This is a genomic window from Microbacterium trichothecenolyticum (assembly GCF_041938625.1).
GTDB classification, from domain to species: Bacteria; Actinomycetota; Actinomycetes; order Actinomycetales; family Microbacteriaceae; genus Microbacterium; species Microbacterium trichothecenolyticum_D.
The window spans coordinates 646,138-661,315 of sequence record NZ_CP169427.1 but is presented as its reverse complement, the minus strand read 5'-3'; the positions used below and the strand labels follow the sequence as shown (position 1 = coordinate 661,315).

The following is a 15,178-nucleotide window of genomic DNA, read 5'->3' as shown; positions in this document are numbered from 1 at the left end:
TCGATCCCCGCGCACCGCGCCGACCCGCAGCATCCACCTTGCACATAGCTTCGTCACCAGAACCGTCCAGGCCCGCTTTCTACGCTCGATCGCATGCCCGAATCCCGACGACGGGCGAGCGGATTCCTCGGCGGTCTCGCCGGGCTGCTCGGCCTCAGCGCCCTTGCCGGAGTCCTCGTGGCCGCCACCGTCACCCCGGCGGTCGCGCTCACCGGCGCGGCGGCGTCCCAGGCCATCACACTGTTCGACAACCTGCCGAGCACGCTCGAGATCGACCAGCTCATGGCGCCGAGCAACTTCTACGCCACCGACCCCGACACGGGTGAGGAGCAGCTGTTGGCGCAGTTCCTCGAGCAGGATCGCACGCCGGTCACCTACGACCAGGTCTCGTCGGCGATGTACGACGCGATCCTGTCGAGCGAGGACCCGCGCTACTACGACCATGGCGGCGTCGACCTCATCGGCACGACCCGTGCCGTGCTGTCGAACCTCGAGGGCGGCGGCGAGACCCAGGGCGGGTCGACCATCAGCCAGCAGTACGTCAAGAACGTGCTGGTGCAGCAGTGCGAGGCGACCGCCACGACGCAGGAGGCGAAGTACGACTGCTGGTCCGAGGCGACCACGTCCTCCGGTACCGAAGGCATCGAGCGCAAGCTGCAGGAGATGCGGTACGCCGTCGCGCTCGAGCAGACGTACTCGAAGGACGAGATCCTGCTCGGCTACCTCAACATCGCCAACTTCGGCGGCACCACGTACGGTGTCGAAGCGGCCGCCCGCTACTACTTCGGCACGACCGCCGCGAACCTCACCGTCGGTCAGGCGGCAACCCTCGCCGGCATGGTCCAGAACCCCAACTCCTACCGGATCGACCGGCCTGCCGGCTCGATCACGACCTCCGACGGCGCGACCTTCAACAAGGCGCCCGATGGCGTCATCGACGAAGGAGCGAAGCTCGGTGCGCTCGACAGCCTGGTGGCGTCCGGCGAGATCACCCAAGAGCAGAAGGTCGCCGCGGCCGACGGCTACACCTCGACGAAGGTGCGCCAGCTCTATGTGCTCAGCCGCATGCTCGACGACGGCAAGATCACGCGCGACCAGTACGTCGCGGCCGCGATCGAGCCCATCGCCCCGGCGATCACGCCCACCGTCACCGGTTGCGCCGCAGCCGGCGGTGCGGCCTACTTCTGCGAGTACGTGAAGGACGTGATCCTCAGCGACGCCGCCTTCGGCGAGACAGCGACCGACCGTCTGCAGACCCTGCAGCGCGGCGGACTGAACGTCTACACGACCCTCGACTCCCGCGTGCAGTCGGCCGCCGAACAGGCGATGACGCAGTACGCGCCCACCTCCGCCACCATGCCCACCTCCAGCGGGGCGTCGACAGGACGCTTCGGGTCGACGACCGTGAGCATCGAGGCATCCACCGGCCGCATCCTCGCGATCGCGCAGAACACGAAGTACAGCGAGGACGCCGCCGTCGACGACGATCCGAACTACTCGTCGCTCGTCTTCGCCGGCGACCTCGCCGTCGGCGGTTCCACTGGCTTCAGCGCCGGATCCACGTTCAAGCTCTTCACGCTCCTCGACTGGCTCGAGCAGGGGCACTCGGTGAACGAGACCCTCGACGGGCGGCTGCGCGTGTTCGACCACCTCACGAACTCGTGCGACGGCGACTGGGACAACACCTCGAACACCCTCGTGAACAACTTCGGCAAGGCGGCCGGCCGCGTCGGCACGCCCCTGCAGTTCACGGCGTCGTCGCTGAACACCGGCTACTTCGCCATGGCCGAGAAGCTCGACCTCTGCGACATCCAGAAACTGGCGAACCGCCTCGGGGTCACCGAGACCGACGGCGAGCCCATCTCGATGGACAGCCTGAGCTCGATCATCGGCACGACGGCGGTCTCGCCGATCGCGATGGCCGCCGCGTACGCGACCGTCGCCAACGGCGGCACCTACTGCCAGCCGCGCGTCATCGATCGGGTGACGGATGCTGCGGGCTCCGAGATCGCGAAGCCGGAGAGCTCGTGCGCCACGGCGCTCGAGCCCGGCGTCGCCGCGACGGCCGCCTACGCGCTGCAGGGCGTGATGAGCTCAGGGGGAACGGGAACCGCCGGCAACCCCGGCGACGGCACCCCGCTCCTCGGCAAGACCGGAACCCACGAGGCGTGGCAGACGTGGATGATCGAGTCGAGCACCGCCGTGACGACAGCCACGTGGGCGGGCAACGTCGACGGCGGGGGCGACGTCTTCAACACGTGGCACGACGGCACGAAGCTGTCGGACATCCGCTACCGCATCGGCAGGGCGGTGCAGGCCGCCGCGAACGCCGCCTACCCCGGCAGCGCGTTCCCCGACCCCGAGGCGCAGCTGACGAAGAGCTCGCAGGCCACCGCACCTCGCACCGACGAACCGGCCCCGACACCCACCCCGACACCCGCACCCACACCGACGCCGACACCGGTCCCAGACGACGACGGCACTGAGGGCGACGGCAACGGAGGAACCGGGAACGGGGGGACCAACGGGGGCGGCGACACCGGAGGCGGCAGCAGCGACGGCGGGTGACCGACCGGGCTGCCACCCACCGCGGACGCGGAGGCGCAGCATCCGTCCGTCTGATAACCGTGAGGATCGTTGCCCGCCGACGTGCGGGCCAGGGAGAATTGCCCGATGCCCATCGTCGACAACGGCGTGTACGTCGCCGGTCAGCGGATCGAGAATCCGTCGAGCCTCGCCGAGACCTTCGAGTACACCCGCGCACATCACGGGATGGCGTGGATCGGGCTCTTCCGCCCGACCCCAGAGGAGATCGCCGAGGTCGCCGACGAGTTCGCGCTGCACCCGCTGGCGGTCGAAGACGCGCTGACTGGACACCAGCGCTCGAAGCTGGAGCGGTACGGCGACATCCTCTTCGTCGTGCTGCGGCCCGCCCGCTACATCGACGAGAGCGAGACGGTCGACTTCGGCGAGCTGCACGTGTTCGTCGGGCCCGACTTCATCGTGACGATCCGGCACGCGGAGTCCCCCGACCTGAGCCGCGTCCGCCGGCGGATGGAGCAGGAGCCCGACCTGCTCGCGCGCGGGCCCGAGGCGGTGCTCTACGCGATCCTCGACGAGGTGGTCGACGAGTACACGCCGGTCATCGAGGGCGTCGAGAACGACATCGACGAGATCGAGGACGCGCTGTTCGAGAGCGGCGGCGTCTCGCTGTCCAAGCGCATCTACGATCTGTCGCGCGAGGTGATCCTGCTCCAGCGCGCGGTCGCGCCGCTGGCCGACATGCTCGAGTGGCTGCAGCGCGGGGCGCCGAAGTACGAGGTCGACCTCGAGCTGCAGCGGTCGCTGCGCGACGTGCACGACCACGCCCTCCGCATCATCGACAAGGCCTCGGCGTTCCGCTCGATCCTCGACAACGCCCTCACCGCCAACGCGACGATCGTGACGCAGCGCCAGACCGACACCGCGCTCGTGCAGAACGAGCAGGTCAAGAAGATCTCGGGCTGGGCGGCGATCCTGTTCGGCCCCACGCTCGTGGGCACCATCTACGGCATGAACTTCGTGTATATGCCCGAATTGGAATGGCCGCTGGGCTACCCGATGGCGCTCGCCCTGATGGCGGCGACGAGCCTCACCCTCTACTGGGTGTTCCGCAAGCGCCACTGGCTCTGAGACGGGTGAAGACGGATGCCGCGACCCCGCAGTATCCGTCTCCACACCCGCCCGTCAGACCGTGAGCAGCACCTTCGTGGCGCGGCGCTCGTCCATCGCCTTGTAGCCCTCGGCGGCCTCGGCGAGGGGCAGCGAGAGGTCGAAGACCTTGCCCGGGTCGATGCGACGGTCCCAGATCAGCTGGATGAGCTCGGGGAGGAACCGACGCACCGGCGCCGGCCCGCCGTGCAGGTGCACGCCGGAGAAGAACAACTCGAGGCCGTCCAGCGAGACGTCGTGGGAGACGCCGACGTACCCGACGTGCCCACCCGCACGGGTCGCGCGGATGGCCTGCATCATCGACTCCTGTGTGCCGACGGCCTCGATCGTGCTGTGCGCGCCGTACCCGCCGGTGAGCTCCTTGATTTTCGCGACTCCCGCGTCGCCACGCTCCTCGACGATGTCGGTCGCGCCGAACTCACGGGCAAGCGCCTGACGGTCGGCGTGACGGCTCATCGCGATGATCCGTTCCGCGCCCAGCTGCTTCGCCGCCAGGATGCCGAGCAGCCCGACCGCGCCGTCGCCGACGACCGCGACCGTCTTGCCGGGTCCGGCCTCGGCGGCGACAGCGGCGAACCACCCCGTGCCGAGGACGTCCGAGGCCGCGAGCAGCGACGGGATCAGGTCGGGGTCGGGCGTGCCGGGAGTCGCGACGAGCGTGCCGTCGGCGAGCGGGATCCGGGCGTACTCGGCCTGCGTGCCGATCGCCCCCATCGGGTGCGCGTGGATGCAGCGCGACTGGTAGCCGGCCTGGCAGATCTCGCAGGTGTTGTCGGACGCGAAGAACGATCCGACGACGAAGTCTCCGACCTTCACGTTCTTGATGTCGTCCCCGATCTCGGTCACCACGCCGACGTACTCGTGCCCCATCGGGGTGCGATCGACCTCGTCGTCGCCGCGGTACGGCCACAGGTCCGACCCGCAGATGCAGGTCGCGGCGAGACGGATGATCGCGTCCGTCGGCTCAATGATGGCGGGGTTCTCCCGCGCTTCGACCCGGACGTCGCCGGGCGCGTGCATGACGACTGCGCGCATGTGGTTCTCCTTCTGGATGAGGTTTCGGTAATCGCCGGTCAGGCGAGGGTGGATGCCGCGAACGCGGGCTGTGCGGCAGGTGCGCCGCGGCGCCGGGGGAGCAGCAGGAACGAGCCGGCGGCGAGGGCGACCGCGCTCACGGTGACGAGCCCGAGCGGCAGGATGCTCGCTGCGCCGGCGACCCCCACGAACGGCGCAGCGACACCGCCCAGGCCGAACCGGATCATGCCGAGCAGGGAGGACGCGGTGCCCGCGATCTGCGGGTAGTCGGCGAGGGCGAGCGTCGTGGCCGGCGGCGACGAGATTGCAACTCCCCCGGCCAGTGCGAAGAGCGAGACGATCACGACCCACAGCGGCATCGGCGCGAGCCCGGCCAGGAGGAGACCACCGGCGCCGAGCGCAGCGACCGCGATCCCGATGAGGAGGGTGCCGTGCACGCTCCACCTCTCCGCCAGACGGCCCGACAGCGCCCCGAACACCATGAACCCGGCCGAGTTGAGCCCGAAGGCCAGGGCGTATTCGAGCGGGCTCAGGCCGTAGATGCCCTGCAGGACGAACGTGGCGCCGGCGAGATACGCGAACACCGCGGCGTACAGGAATCCCTGGCTGAGGACGGCGCCGAGGAACGGGGCATCCGTCACGAGCGTCCGATAGTCGCGCAGCGTCTGACTCCATCCGCCGCGGGTGCGCCAGACGGGCGGCAGGGTCTCGGGGAAGGCCATCAGGACGATGACGAGGATGCCGGCGCCGACCACCGCCAGGAAGGCGAACAGCCCGCGCCAATCGGTGACGGCGGTGAGCACGCCGCCGAGCAGAGGGCCGATGATCGCGGCCAGGCCGCCGACGACCGTCAGTCGTCCGTAGAAGCGGATGAGCGCCCCGCCGGAGTACACGTCGCGGCCCGCGGCCTGCGCGATGACGATCCCGACGCCGCCGGCGAGGCCTTGCACGAGACGCGCGAGGATCAGCAGCTCCACCGTCGGGCTGAGCGCGCACAGGGCGGATGTCGCGACGTACGCGATGACGCCGATGAGGAGGATGCCGCGCCGCCCGAAGCGGTCGGACAGCGGCCCCGCGATCAGCTGCCCGAGGGACAGCCCGACGAGGCAGGCGGTGATGGTGAGCTGGGCGACGGACGTCGCGGCACCGAGCTCGGAGGTCAGCGCGGGCAGCGCGGGAAGGTACAGATCCATCGAGATCGGCCCGAACACCGTCAGCAGGAGCAACAGGGTCGGGAGCGTCCGCGTGAGGCCGGGCCGGGTCGGCGCGGGGGAATCGGTCATGATTCGAGCCTGAGGGCGATGCCGCGACACGGGGAGTTCCTGATGAGACGTGTACTGACAGGGCACCCCTCGCCGGCGCCGCGCGATCTAGCCTTCTCGTATGGACAATCGTGCCGAGGTCCGCGAGTTCCTGATGACTCGTCGCGCCCGCGTCACGCCCGACGAGGCCGGGATCCCCGCCGGAGCGAACCGCCGCGTGCCGGGCCTGCGCCGGGGCGAGGTCGCGATCCTCGCGGGAGTCAGCGTCGAGTACTACGCGAAGCTCGAGCGCGGTGCGATCGCGGGCGCGTCGGCCTCGGTGCTCGACGCGATCGCGCGGGCACTTCAGCTCGACGACACCGAGCGGGCGCACCTGTTCGACCTCGCCCGCGCGGCGGACGGCATCCCCACCAGTGGGCGGGCCCGCCGCCGCGGTGAGAAGCCGACGGCCTCCCGGCCGAGTCTGCAGTGGGCGCTCGCGTCGATCACCGACGGCATCGCCTTCGTGCGCGACCAGCGCCAGAACCTGCTCGCGACCAACGAGCTCGGGAGGGTCTTCTACTCGCCGGTGATCGGGGACGGCGGCCGCACGCCGAACCTGGCCCGGTTCCAGTTCCTCGACCCCGCTGCCCGGGACTTCTATCCGGACTGGGATCGGTTCGCCCAGATGTGCGTGGGCGTCATGCGCGCGGAGGCCGGTCGCGACCCGCACGACCCCGCGATGCAGGAGCTCGTCGGCGAGCTGTCGACCCGCAGCGAGACCTTCCGTCGTCTGTGGGCAGCGCACGACGTCCGCACGCACGGCACGGGCACCAAGCGCTTCCAGCATCCGGTGGTCGGAGAGCTCGTCGTGGCGTACGAGGAGCTCGCGGTCACCGCCGAACCCGGCCACGTCATGCTCATCTACACGGCCGAGCCCGGTTCGCCCTCCGCCGAGCGTCTCGGGCTCCTCGCCTCGTGGGCCGCGACTCAGCGCGCCGACCCCTCGGTCGTCGGCTGAGCTTCGCTCGCGGGTACGGACGCGGCCGCGTGTCGTCGTGGACGCGACCCCGCGAATCGCACGCGCAGTCACCCTTCGTGCGCACCGGGTCAAGACATCGGGAGGCGCGCGAGTGAGAGTGGGGGCGGATATGAAGGAGTCCCCATGCCTGCGCACACGCCCGACGCGCCCACTCAGCCCCACGACAACCCGGACCTCATTCCGCTGGCTGCCGGGTCGCTCCCAACTCCGGTGGCGCCGCTCAGCACCTCGCCCCGCGGGCGGCCCGAATCTTCGAAAGTCATTGCAAGTTTCGAATGTTTGTTCTATTGTGGACTCATGTCCGAGATGCCTCCTCCGCCCGAGAGCGAGGATGGCACGTGGGTGTTCGGGGCGGAGGAAGAGTTCGTGCCGCCCGTGCCGGATGCGGTGGATCTGGTTGTCGAGACCGCGACGATGATGTCAGTGTTCGCGGCGCAGCGACTGACGCGGATCGACCTGATGCGGCGCGAGCTGCTGCGGGAGGCCGACGGCCGAGGCGACGGGGTGCGGGACATCGTGGAGCGGTCGATCCGTCTCGAGCTGGCGGCGGCGATGCGCGTCACCGAGTACGCCGCGGGGCGTCTGATCGCGCAGGCCGAAGCGCTGGTGCGGCGCTACCCGGCGGCGTTGGAGGCGCTGGGGTCGGGTCGCCTCACCGAGAAGCACGCCGAGATCATCGCGGATCTGCTTGACGAGGCGCCGCCCGAGTTACGCGAGATGCTGCTCGAACGCGCGGTGCCGCTGGCCGAATCGGAACCGGTGGGCACCTTCCGGCGGGCGCTGCGGACGCTGATCGACACCGCCCAGGCGACGACCCTGGAAGAGCGGCACCAGCGCGCGCTCCGCGCGCGACGCATCGTCGTCGAACCTGGGCGGGATGGCATGGCCGGGCTGTGGATCATCGGCGCCGAGGTGGAGATCCACGCGATCCACGGTCGGCTGACGCAGATGGCGAAAGCGATCGCACGCGTCGAGGGTGAGACCCGCACCCTCGACCAGTTGCGCGCCGACGTCGCGACCGACCTCCTTATCGACGGCACCACCGACCACCTCCCCGCGGCGGCGTCCGGCATCCGGGCGCAGGTTGTGGTCACGGTTCCCGCACTGTCGCTGCTCGACGACGGGTACGCCGAAGCCGGCGATCCGCCCGCGGTCGAGGGTGTCGGCCCGATCCCGCTGTCGAAGGCCCGCGAGCTGTGCGGCGGCGACGCCCGGTGGATGCGGGTGCTGACCCACCCCGAGACCGGCATCGTGCTCTCCGTCGGCCGCGACAGCTACCCCCCACCGGCCCCGTTGAAGAGACTCGTCAGATGGCGCGCCGACCGATGCATGGGCCCCGGCTGCTCGATGCCCGCCTCCCGCTGTGAGATCGACCATCAGATCCGATGGGCCGACGGCGGCGAAACCGCCCTGGACAACAACCTGCCCTTCTGCAAAGGGCACCACCTCGTCAAAGACAACACCGACTGGCAGGTCGAGCAGATCGAAGGCTCCGGCGGAGCCGTGGCGTGGACGTCTCCGACGGGGCGCCGGTACGTCGTGCAGCCCGAACGCAAAGTCCCCACCTTCACGATCCGGGCGTCGGCACGTTCTGATCTCGACGATGGACTGGGCGCAGAAGCACCCTTCTAGCCCGCGTCAGCGCGTCACACGGCCGTTCGGGCGGTACCAAGGCGTCCGGCGACGGCCAGGAGTTCGGCGTCGCCGGCCTCAAGGCCGTCGCCGCGCCGAAGGTGATCAGCCGCTGACCTCCACGGCCCGCATCGCCTGCGCCAACGCGGGGTTGTGCGCGGCGATGTGGGCCGTTACGTTCTCACGCACCTCCGCCGGCTTGTTCTGGCTGAGCTTCGCGCGCGCATCGAAGCGCGCCACGCGGAGCCTGAGGCCGACGGTGCCCTTCGCGATGCGGCGCGTGCCGGCCTCGTCCTCGGCGAGGCTCCGGGCGTGCGGATGCTCCTGCTCGAAGTGGTCGGTGAGCAGCGACAGCATCTCGTAGTTCTCGTCTTCCGACAGGATCTCCGGCGTGCCGTAGAGGTGCGCGGTGACGTGGTTCCACGTCGGCACCAGGTCACCGGGCGCGTACCAGCTCGGCGAGACGTAGTCGTGCGGACCCTGGATGATGACGAGCATCTCGTGCGCACCCAGCTCGTGGAGCTGGTCGTCGGGGCGCCCGAAGTGGCTGAGGATCACGATGTCGTCGGACAGCTCGTCGAGGAGGACCGGGTAGTGCGAGGCGACCAGACCGGCGACGGGCGAGACGAACGTCGCCCACGGGTGGTGGCGGATCAGCTCCTTCACCTGTCCGGCGTCGGTCATGAGGTAGCGGGGCGTGTGGCGCATCAGGCGTCCTTCCGGGTGAGGCGGGTGCGCACGGCGAGTCCGGCGCAGGCGATGACGGCGAGGCCGCCGAGCAGGGTGGGCAGTCCGATCGGCTCGTTCAGCAGCAGGGCGGACCACAGGATGCCGAGCACCGGCTGGATCAACTGCACCTGGCTGACCTGGGCGATGGGGCCGATCGCGAGGCCCCGGTACCACGCGAAGAAGCCGAGGAACATGCTCACGACCGCGACGTAGGCGAACGCCGCCCATTCGACCGGCGAGGCGTGCGGCTGCTGCTGCTGCTGCTGAAGCCAGCCCGCCACTGCGCCCGCGATCATGAGCGGCGACGCCAGCACGAGTGCCCACGAGACCGTCTGCCACGCGCCGAGTTCGCGGGCGAGCAGGCCGCCCTCGGCGTAGCCGAGCGCGCACAGCAGCACGGCGAGGAAGAGCAGGAGGTCGGCTTCGTGCAGAGCGCCGAGTCCGCCGTTCTGAAGCGATGCGAACCCCATCGCCGCGGCCGCGCCGAGCACCGCGAACACCCAGAACGACGCAGCGGGCCGCTCGCGGCCGCGCAGCACGGCCATCGCCGCCGTCGCGGCGGGGAGCAGTCCGATCACCACGACCGCGTGACTCGCAGGCACCGAGACGAGCGCGAAGGACGTGAGCAGCGGAAAGCCGACCACCACGCCGGCGGCGACGATGGCCAGCCGCGCCCACTGCACACCGCTCGGCAGCGGGACCGCGCCGGGCCGCCGGTGCCGCACGATCGAGAGCACCAGCACCGCAAGCAGCGCGGCGACGACAGCCCGGCCGCACCCGATGAACAGCGGCGACAGTCGCCCGACCGCGACGCGCGTGAGCGGCAGCGTGAAGGAGAACGCGACGATGCCGACGAGCCCCCAGCCGAGTCCGTCGAGGCGGGGTAGCACTGTCGAATTCGAGAGAGTAGCGCTACTCTTTTCTGTCATGAGTCAGGATAGCACCGCTCGGATCATGGCGGGTCTGCGAGCGTGGATCGCGGCCGCCCCGCCCGGCGCGCAGCTGCCGTCGAATCGCGCACTGGTCGCCGAGTACGCGGCGAGTCCGGTCACCGTGCAGAAGGCGATGCGCCGGCTCATCGAGGCCGGGCTCGTCGAGAGTCGCCCCGGCGTCGGCACGTTCGTCCGCGCGCTGCGGCCGGCGCGGCCCGCGGACTACGGCTGGCAGACGGCGGCGCTGGGCACTCCACAGGCCCGCGTGTCGATGCTCTCGTCGACACAGCGGTGGGTCGCCCCCGATGCCATAGCGCTGCACTCGGGGTACCCGGCATCCGATCTCCTTCCCGAACGGGCGGTGCGCGCGGCCATCGCCCGCGCGGCGCGCTCGAGTGCCGCGATCACCCGCTCGCCGGTGACCGGCACGCCCGAGCTGCAGGACTGGTTCGCCCACGAGCTCGCCGCCGCCGTCCCGGCCGGAATCGCCCCTCCGACCGCCCGCGATGTGCTGGTCATCTCGGGAAGCCAGAGCGGCCTCTCGTCGATCTTCCGCGCCGTGGTCGGCACCGGCCGGCCGCTCGTCATCGAGTCGCCCACGTACTGGGGTGCGATGCTCGCCGCCGAGCAGGCGGGCGTGACCCTCGTGCCGGTGCCGTCCGGACCGCACGGTCCCGACCCCGACGAGGTCGAGCGGGTGCTGGAGAGCACCGGTTCCCGCGCCTTCTATGCGCAGCCGACGTTCGCGAACCCCACCGGCGGGCAGTGGCCCCAGGCGACCTCCGCGGCGATCCTCGAGATCGTGCGTCGACGCGGCGCATTCCTCATCGAGGATGACTGGGCCCACGATCTCGCGATCGACGCCGATCCGCGCCCGATCGCCGCGCAGGACGACGACGGCCACGTCATCTACCTGCGCTCGCTCACCAAGAGCGTCTCGCCCGCGCTCCGCGTCGCGGCCGTGATCGCTCGCGGTCCCGCCCGCGAACGCATCCTCACCGATCGCGCGGCCGAGTCGATGTACGTCAGCGGCCTGCTGCAGGCGGCGGCGCTCGACGTCGTCACCCAGCCGTCGTGGCGCACGCACCTCAAGGGGCTGCGGGGGCAGCTGCGCAGCCGCCGCGACCTGCTGCTCGACAGCCTGCGCGAGCAGGCGCCCGCCGCGCACGTCGAGACCACCCCGGGTGGCGGCCTGAACCTCTGGGCACGTCTTCCCGACGGCACGGACGCGGGCCATGTCGTGCGAGAGGCGGAGGCCCGCGGCCTCATCATCGCGGCAGGCGACGAGTGGTTCCCGGCCGAGCCGTCGGGGCCGTTCATCCGCCTCAACTACTCCAGCGACGACCCGCGCCGCTTCCCCGACGCGGGGCGCATCCTCGGAGACGTGCTCACGCTGCTCGCCGGCTGACCGGCTCCGCGGCGGGAGACGCCACCTGCGTGGAAGGCGCTCGACACAGTCGACCCGTACTGCGACACCAAGGTCGCATGACCGACGGACGGCAATACGGGGCCGGCGCCCCTGAACCCAATACGCTCAGCGCATGATCTTGCTCTCTGACATCGAACCCATCAACCAGGGCGTCTCTTCCGCCGCCATCTTCGGCTATGTGGTCGTCGGCCTCATCTACTGGGTGGCCACGATCGCCGCCTACTGGAAGACGTTCACGAAGGCCGGCTACCCGGGATGGCTCGCGATCATCCCGATCGTGAACCTGTTCGTGCTCGTCAAGGTCGCCGGCTACTCGGCCTGGCTCGGACTGCTGTGGTTCGTGCCGATCGCCAACCTCGTGCTGGCGATCATCGTCGCCTTCCGCAACGGCCGGGCGTTCGGCCACGGCGGCGCGTTCTCGTTCTTCCTGCTGTTCCTGCTCAACCCGATCGGCTACTTCATCACCGGCTTCAGCAACGACACCTACACCAAGCCCGCCTGAGCCACTCCATCACTGCGCGAACGCCCCCGGCCACCCGGCCGGGGGCGTTCCCGTCTGCGGTCAGAGCGCGACGTGGAACTTCGGACCCGGCCCAGCTCCCTCCGGCCGCTCACCGGCGAGGATCGCGGGCAGCGCGTCGAGCGACACGGTCGCGGCGATGAGCGGCCGCGGGTCGACGACGCCGGCGGCGTAGGCGTCGACCGCGCCGGCGAGACCGGGTGAGGCGCTGAGCACGCCGACGGCGGTGACGTCCTTCAGCGCCAGGTCGCGCGTGTCGATGAGGCTGGGCGCTCCGGCGAGGCCGATGTAGACGACCCGCCCGCCCGGTTCGACCAGCTCGAGCGCCTTCGCGGGAAGCTGCGGGGCGTTGGATGCCTCGATCACGGCGTCCCACGGCAGTGGCGGCATCCGTTCCTGGGTCCAGATGTGGTCGAAGCCGAGCGATCGCGCGAACTCGAGGGCGCGGTCGTCGCGGGCGAGGAGATGCACCTCGGCGCCGGCGGCGCGCGCGAACATCGCGCTCAGCAGCCCGATCGTGCCGGGACCGAGCACGAGGCAGCGATCGCCCGGGCGCAGCGTCGCCCCCTGCACGGCGCGGAAGGCGTTGCCTCCGGGCTCGACCATGGCGCCCATCGCGTCGTCGACGCTGTCGGGCAACCGGTGCAGCGACGACGCCGGGGTGGCGACCTTCTGGGCGAGCGCTCCCGGCTTGCCGCCGCGGATGCCCAGCTCGAGCCGGTTCTCGCACACGTGCTGGCGGCCGTGCTCGCAGCGCCGGCAGGCGCCGCACCCGAGCATGGTGTCGCCGGTCACCCGTCGCCCGATCCACGCGGGATCGACGCCGGTGCCCACCCGCGAGACGGTGCCCATCCACTCATGCCCGATGCGCATCGGGTAGGCGGCGTGGCCGGCGTGCAGGTACGCCATCTCGCCGGTGAAGAACTCGATGTCGGTGCCGCAGATCCCTGCGCGGCGAACGTCAACGACGACCTCGCCGGGCACCGGCTCGGGCTCGGGCACCTCCTGGATCTCGGCGCGATGCGGCGCCGTGATGACGAGCGCTCTCATCATGCGCCCCACCCGCGCCGCGGCTCAGTGGGACTCACGCGTCACCTCTGAACCCGATGCCCCGACGAGGAAGTCCAGATCGGCGCCGCGGTCGGCCTGCAGAACATGGTCGATGTACAGCCGCTCCCACCCGCGTCGCGGATTCGCGTAGCCGTCGACGGTGGCCCGGCTCGGCATCCGTCTCGCCACTTCCTCCGCCGGCACGTCGAGGTCGAGACGGCGAGCGCGCACGTCGAGGCTGATCCAGTCGCCGGTCTGTACGAGCGCGAGCGGGCCACCTGCGGCTGATTCGGGCGTGACGTGCAGCACGACGGTGCCGTAGGCCGTGCCCGACATGCGGCCGTCGCAGATGCGGACGATGTCACGGATGCCGCGTTCCAGGAGCTTCTTCGGAAGCGGCATGTTCGACACCTCGGGCATGCCCGGGTAGCCCTTGGGCCCGCAGCCGCGCAGCACCATCACCGAGTCCTCGTCGATCTCGAGATCGGGGTCGTCGACGCGGGCGTGGAAGTCCTCGATGGAGTCGAACACCACCGCCCGACCCCGGTGCTTCAGCAGGTGCGGCGATGCCGCCGCGGACTTGATCAGCGCACCGCCGGGAGCGAGCGACCCGCGCAGCACCGAGATGCCGGCGTGCGGCTGCAACGGGCTGTCGCGCGGCGTGATCACGTCGGCATCCCAGATGCGCGCCTCGTCGAGGTAGTCCACGAACGGCTCACCCGTGATGGTGAGGGCGGTCGGGTCGAGCAGGTCGCGCACCTCGCGCATCACGGCGAGGAACCCGCCGGCGCGGAAGAGGTCGTCCATCAGGTACTGGCCGGCGGGCTGCAGGTTGACGAGCAGCGGCACCTCGGCGCCGATCCGGTCGAAGTCGTCGACGGTGAGGTCGATGCCCAGGCGCCCGGCGATCGCGAGCAGGTGCACCACCGCGTTGGTCGAACCGCCGATCGCGGCGAGCGCGACGATCGCGTTGTGGAAGTTCGCGTTCGTCAGGAACGTCGATGGCCGACGGTCCTCCGCGACCAGCGCGACGGCAAGCGCACCGCTGAGGTGCGCGGCCTCGAGCAGACGGGCGTCAGGTGCAGGCGTGCCGGCGAGGCCAGGGATCACCGTGCCGAGTGCCTCGGCCACCAGCGCCATGGTCGACGCGGTGCCCATCGTGTTGCAGTGCCCCTTCGACCGGATCATCGACGACTCGGACTTCAGGAACATCGCCTCGCTCAGCGTGCCCGCCCGCACCTCCTCCGAGAGCCGCCACACGTCGGTGCCGCAGCCGAGCGCCTCGCCCCGGAAATGCCCGGTGAGCATCGGCCCGCCCGGCACGACGACGGCGGGAAGATCGACGGATGCTGCGGCCATCAGCAGCGACGGGATCGTCTTGTCGCAGCCGCCCAGCAGCACGACGCCGTCGATCGGGTTCGCGCGCAGCATCTCCTCGGTCGCCATCGCCGCCATGTTGCGCCACAGCATCGCCGTCGGGCGGACGTTGGTCTCCCCCAGCGACACCACCGGCAGCTCCAGCGGGATGCCGCCCGCCTCGTAGATGCCGTTCTTCACCGACTGCGCGACCTCGTTCAGGTGCGCGTTGCACGGCGTCAAGTCCGACGCCGTGTTCGCGATCGCGATCTGGGGATGCCCCGTGAACGCCGAGTCGGGCACGCCCCGGCGCATCCACGCCCGGTGGATGTACGCGTTCCTGTCGCCAGCCGAGTACCAGTGCGAACTGCGCAGCGTCACCGTCGACCCTCATCCTCGCCCGCGAGGCCGGGCGCCTCCCGCCATCCTGCCCGAAACCCCCGCCGACAGGTCAACCAGGCTTCTCCAGGAGATCCGTGCTCGGATCGGTCCTGCAGAAGC

General features: G+C 70.6%; 12 protein-coding genes. 6 read left to right on the top strand and 6 right to left on the bottom strand.

Annotated elements, in window-relative coordinates:
* The first annotated feature begins 93 nt into the window (after positions 1 to 93).
* Both ACEYYH_RS03065 and corA read left to right on the top strand, forming a co-directional pair.
* Entirely contained in the window at positions 94 to 2,568 is a 2,475-nt protein-coding gene (locus ACEYYH_RS03065) for a transglycosylase domain-containing protein (protein WP_374976820.1), read from the top strand.
* Positions 2,569 to 2,673: 105 nt separating this feature from the next.
* Complete coding sequence (gene corA / locus ACEYYH_RS03060; protein ID WP_374976819.1) at positions 2,674 to 3,672, top strand: magnesium/cobalt transporter CorA; 999 nt, start codon at positions 2,674 to 2,676, stop codon at positions 3,670 to 3,672.
* 54 nt (positions 3,673 to 3,726) lie between these two features.
* Here the strand turns inward: corA and ACEYYH_RS03055 are convergent, their stop codons facing one another.
* Positions 3,727 to 4,746: a zinc-dependent alcohol dehydrogenase family protein gene (locus ACEYYH_RS03055; protein WP_374976818.1), complete on the bottom strand. Its 1,020-nt coding sequence runs from the start codon at positions 4,744 to 4,746 to the stop codon at positions 3,727 to 3,729.
* A 38-nt stretch (positions 4,747 to 4,784) separates the two neighbouring features.
* On the bottom strand, positions 4,785 to 6,029 hold the full coding sequence (locus tag ACEYYH_RS03050) for a multidrug effflux MFS transporter (protein ID WP_374976817.1): 1,245 nt from the start codon (positions 6,027 to 6,029) through the stop codon (positions 4,785 to 4,787).
* Positions 6,030 to 6,129: 100 nt separating this feature from the next.
* Here ACEYYH_RS03050 and ACEYYH_RS03045 point away from each other — a divergent pair, with 100 nt between their 5' ends.
* A complete protein-coding gene (locus ACEYYH_RS03045; protein ID WP_374976816.1) occupies positions 6,130 to 7,008 on the top strand; it encodes a helix-turn-helix transcriptional regulator in 879 nt (292 codons plus the stop codon).
* A gap of 144 nt (positions 7,009 to 7,152) precedes the next feature.
* Positions 7,153 to 8,661, top strand: a complete 1,509-nt coding sequence (locus tag ACEYYH_RS03040) for a DUF222 domain-containing protein (RefSeq protein WP_374976815.1) — start codon at positions 7,153 to 7,155, stop codon at positions 8,659 to 8,661.
* Positions 8,662 to 8,766: 105 nt separating this feature from the next.
* On the opposite strand, the gene ACEYYH_RS03035 is transcribed toward ACEYYH_RS03040, so the two are convergent.
* Positions 8,767 to 9,369: an FMN-binding negative transcriptional regulator gene (locus ACEYYH_RS03035; protein WP_374976814.1), complete on the bottom strand. Its 603-nt coding sequence runs from the start codon at positions 9,367 to 9,369 to the stop codon at positions 8,767 to 8,769.
* The gene (locus ACEYYH_RS03030) at positions 9,369 to 10,319 is read right to left on the bottom strand and encodes a DMT family transporter (RefSeq protein ID WP_374976813.1); all 951 of its coding nucleotides are present in this window, start codon (positions 10,317 to 10,319) and stop codon (positions 9,369 to 9,371) included. The genes ACEYYH_RS03035 and ACEYYH_RS03030 overlap by 1 nt, the downstream gene beginning before the upstream one ends.
* Between ACEYYH_RS03030 and ACEYYH_RS03025 the strand changes: the two genes are divergently transcribed.
* Together ACEYYH_RS03025 and ACEYYH_RS03020 are read left to right on the top strand one after the other, a co-directional pair.
* Complete coding sequence (locus tag ACEYYH_RS03025) at positions 10,318 to 11,730, top strand: PLP-dependent aminotransferase family protein (protein ID WP_374976812.1); 1,413 nt, start codon at positions 10,318 to 10,320, stop codon at positions 11,728 to 11,730. The genes ACEYYH_RS03030 and ACEYYH_RS03025 overlap by 2 nt on opposite strands.
* 133 nt (positions 11,731 to 11,863) lie before the next feature.
* Positions 11,864 to 12,253: a DUF5684 domain-containing protein gene (locus ACEYYH_RS03020; protein ID WP_374976811.1), complete on the top strand. Its 390-nt coding sequence runs from the start codon at positions 11,864 to 11,866 to the stop codon at positions 12,251 to 12,253.
* Positions 12,254 to 12,313: 60 nt separating this feature from the next.
* On the opposite strand, the gene ACEYYH_RS03015 is transcribed toward ACEYYH_RS03020, so the two are convergent.
* Positions 12,314 to 13,324, bottom strand: coding sequence for a zinc-binding dehydrogenase (locus tag ACEYYH_RS03015; protein ID WP_374976810.1), 1,011 nt, complete (start codon positions 13,322 to 13,324; stop codon positions 12,314 to 12,316).
* A gap of 21 nt (positions 13,325 to 13,345) precedes the next feature.
* The gene (locus tag ACEYYH_RS03010; RefSeq protein WP_374976809.1) at positions 13,346 to 15,058 is read right to left on the bottom strand and encodes an IlvD/Edd family dehydratase; all 1,713 of its coding nucleotides are present in this window, start codon (positions 15,056 to 15,058) and stop codon (positions 13,346 to 13,348) included.
* Positions 15,059 to 15,178: the final 120 nt, after the last annotated feature.

What these genes read in the sequence shown, in the direction of transcription:
- ACEYYH_RS03065 (WP_374976820.1), top strand. Translation starts at nt 94, where the DNA reads ATGCCCGAATCCCGACGACGGGCGAGCGGATTCCTCGGCGGTCTCGCC.
- corA (WP_374976819.1), top strand. Translation starts at nt 2,674, where the DNA reads ATGCCCATCGTCGACAACGGCGTGTACGTCGCCGGTCAGCGGATCGAG.
- ACEYYH_RS03055 (WP_374976818.1), bottom strand. Translation starts at nt 4,746, where the DNA reads ATGCGCGCAGTCGTCATGCACGCGCCCGGCGACGTCCGGGTCGAAGCG.
- ACEYYH_RS03050 (WP_374976817.1), bottom strand. Translation starts at nt 6,029, where the DNA reads ATGACCGATTCCCCCGCGCCGACCCGGCCCGGCCTCACGCGGACGCTC.
- ACEYYH_RS03045 (WP_374976816.1), top strand. Translation starts at nt 6,130, where the DNA reads ATGGACAATCGTGCCGAGGTCCGCGAGTTCCTGATGACTCGTCGCGCC.
- ACEYYH_RS03040 (WP_374976815.1), top strand. Translation starts at nt 7,153, where the DNA reads ATGCCTGCGCACACGCCCGACGCGCCCACTCAGCCCCACGACAACCCG.
- ACEYYH_RS03035 (WP_374976814.1), bottom strand. Translation starts at nt 9,369, where the DNA reads ATGCGCCACACGCCCCGCTACCTCATGACCGACGCCGGACAGGTGAAG.
- ACEYYH_RS03025 (WP_374976812.1), top strand. Translation starts at nt 10,318, where the DNA reads ATGAGTCAGGATAGCACCGCTCGGATCATGGCGGGTCTGCGAGCGTGG.
- ACEYYH_RS03030 (WP_374976813.1), bottom strand. Translation starts at nt 10,319, where the DNA reads ATGACAGAAAAGAGTAGCGCTACTCTCTCGAATTCGACAGTGCTACCC.
- ACEYYH_RS03020 (WP_374976811.1), top strand. Translation starts at nt 11,864, where the DNA reads ATGATCTTGCTCTCTGACATCGAACCCATCAACCAGGGCGTCTCTTCC.
- ACEYYH_RS03015 (WP_374976810.1), bottom strand. Translation starts at nt 13,324, where the DNA reads ATGATGAGAGCGCTCGTCATCACGGCGCCGCATCGCGCCGAGATCCAG.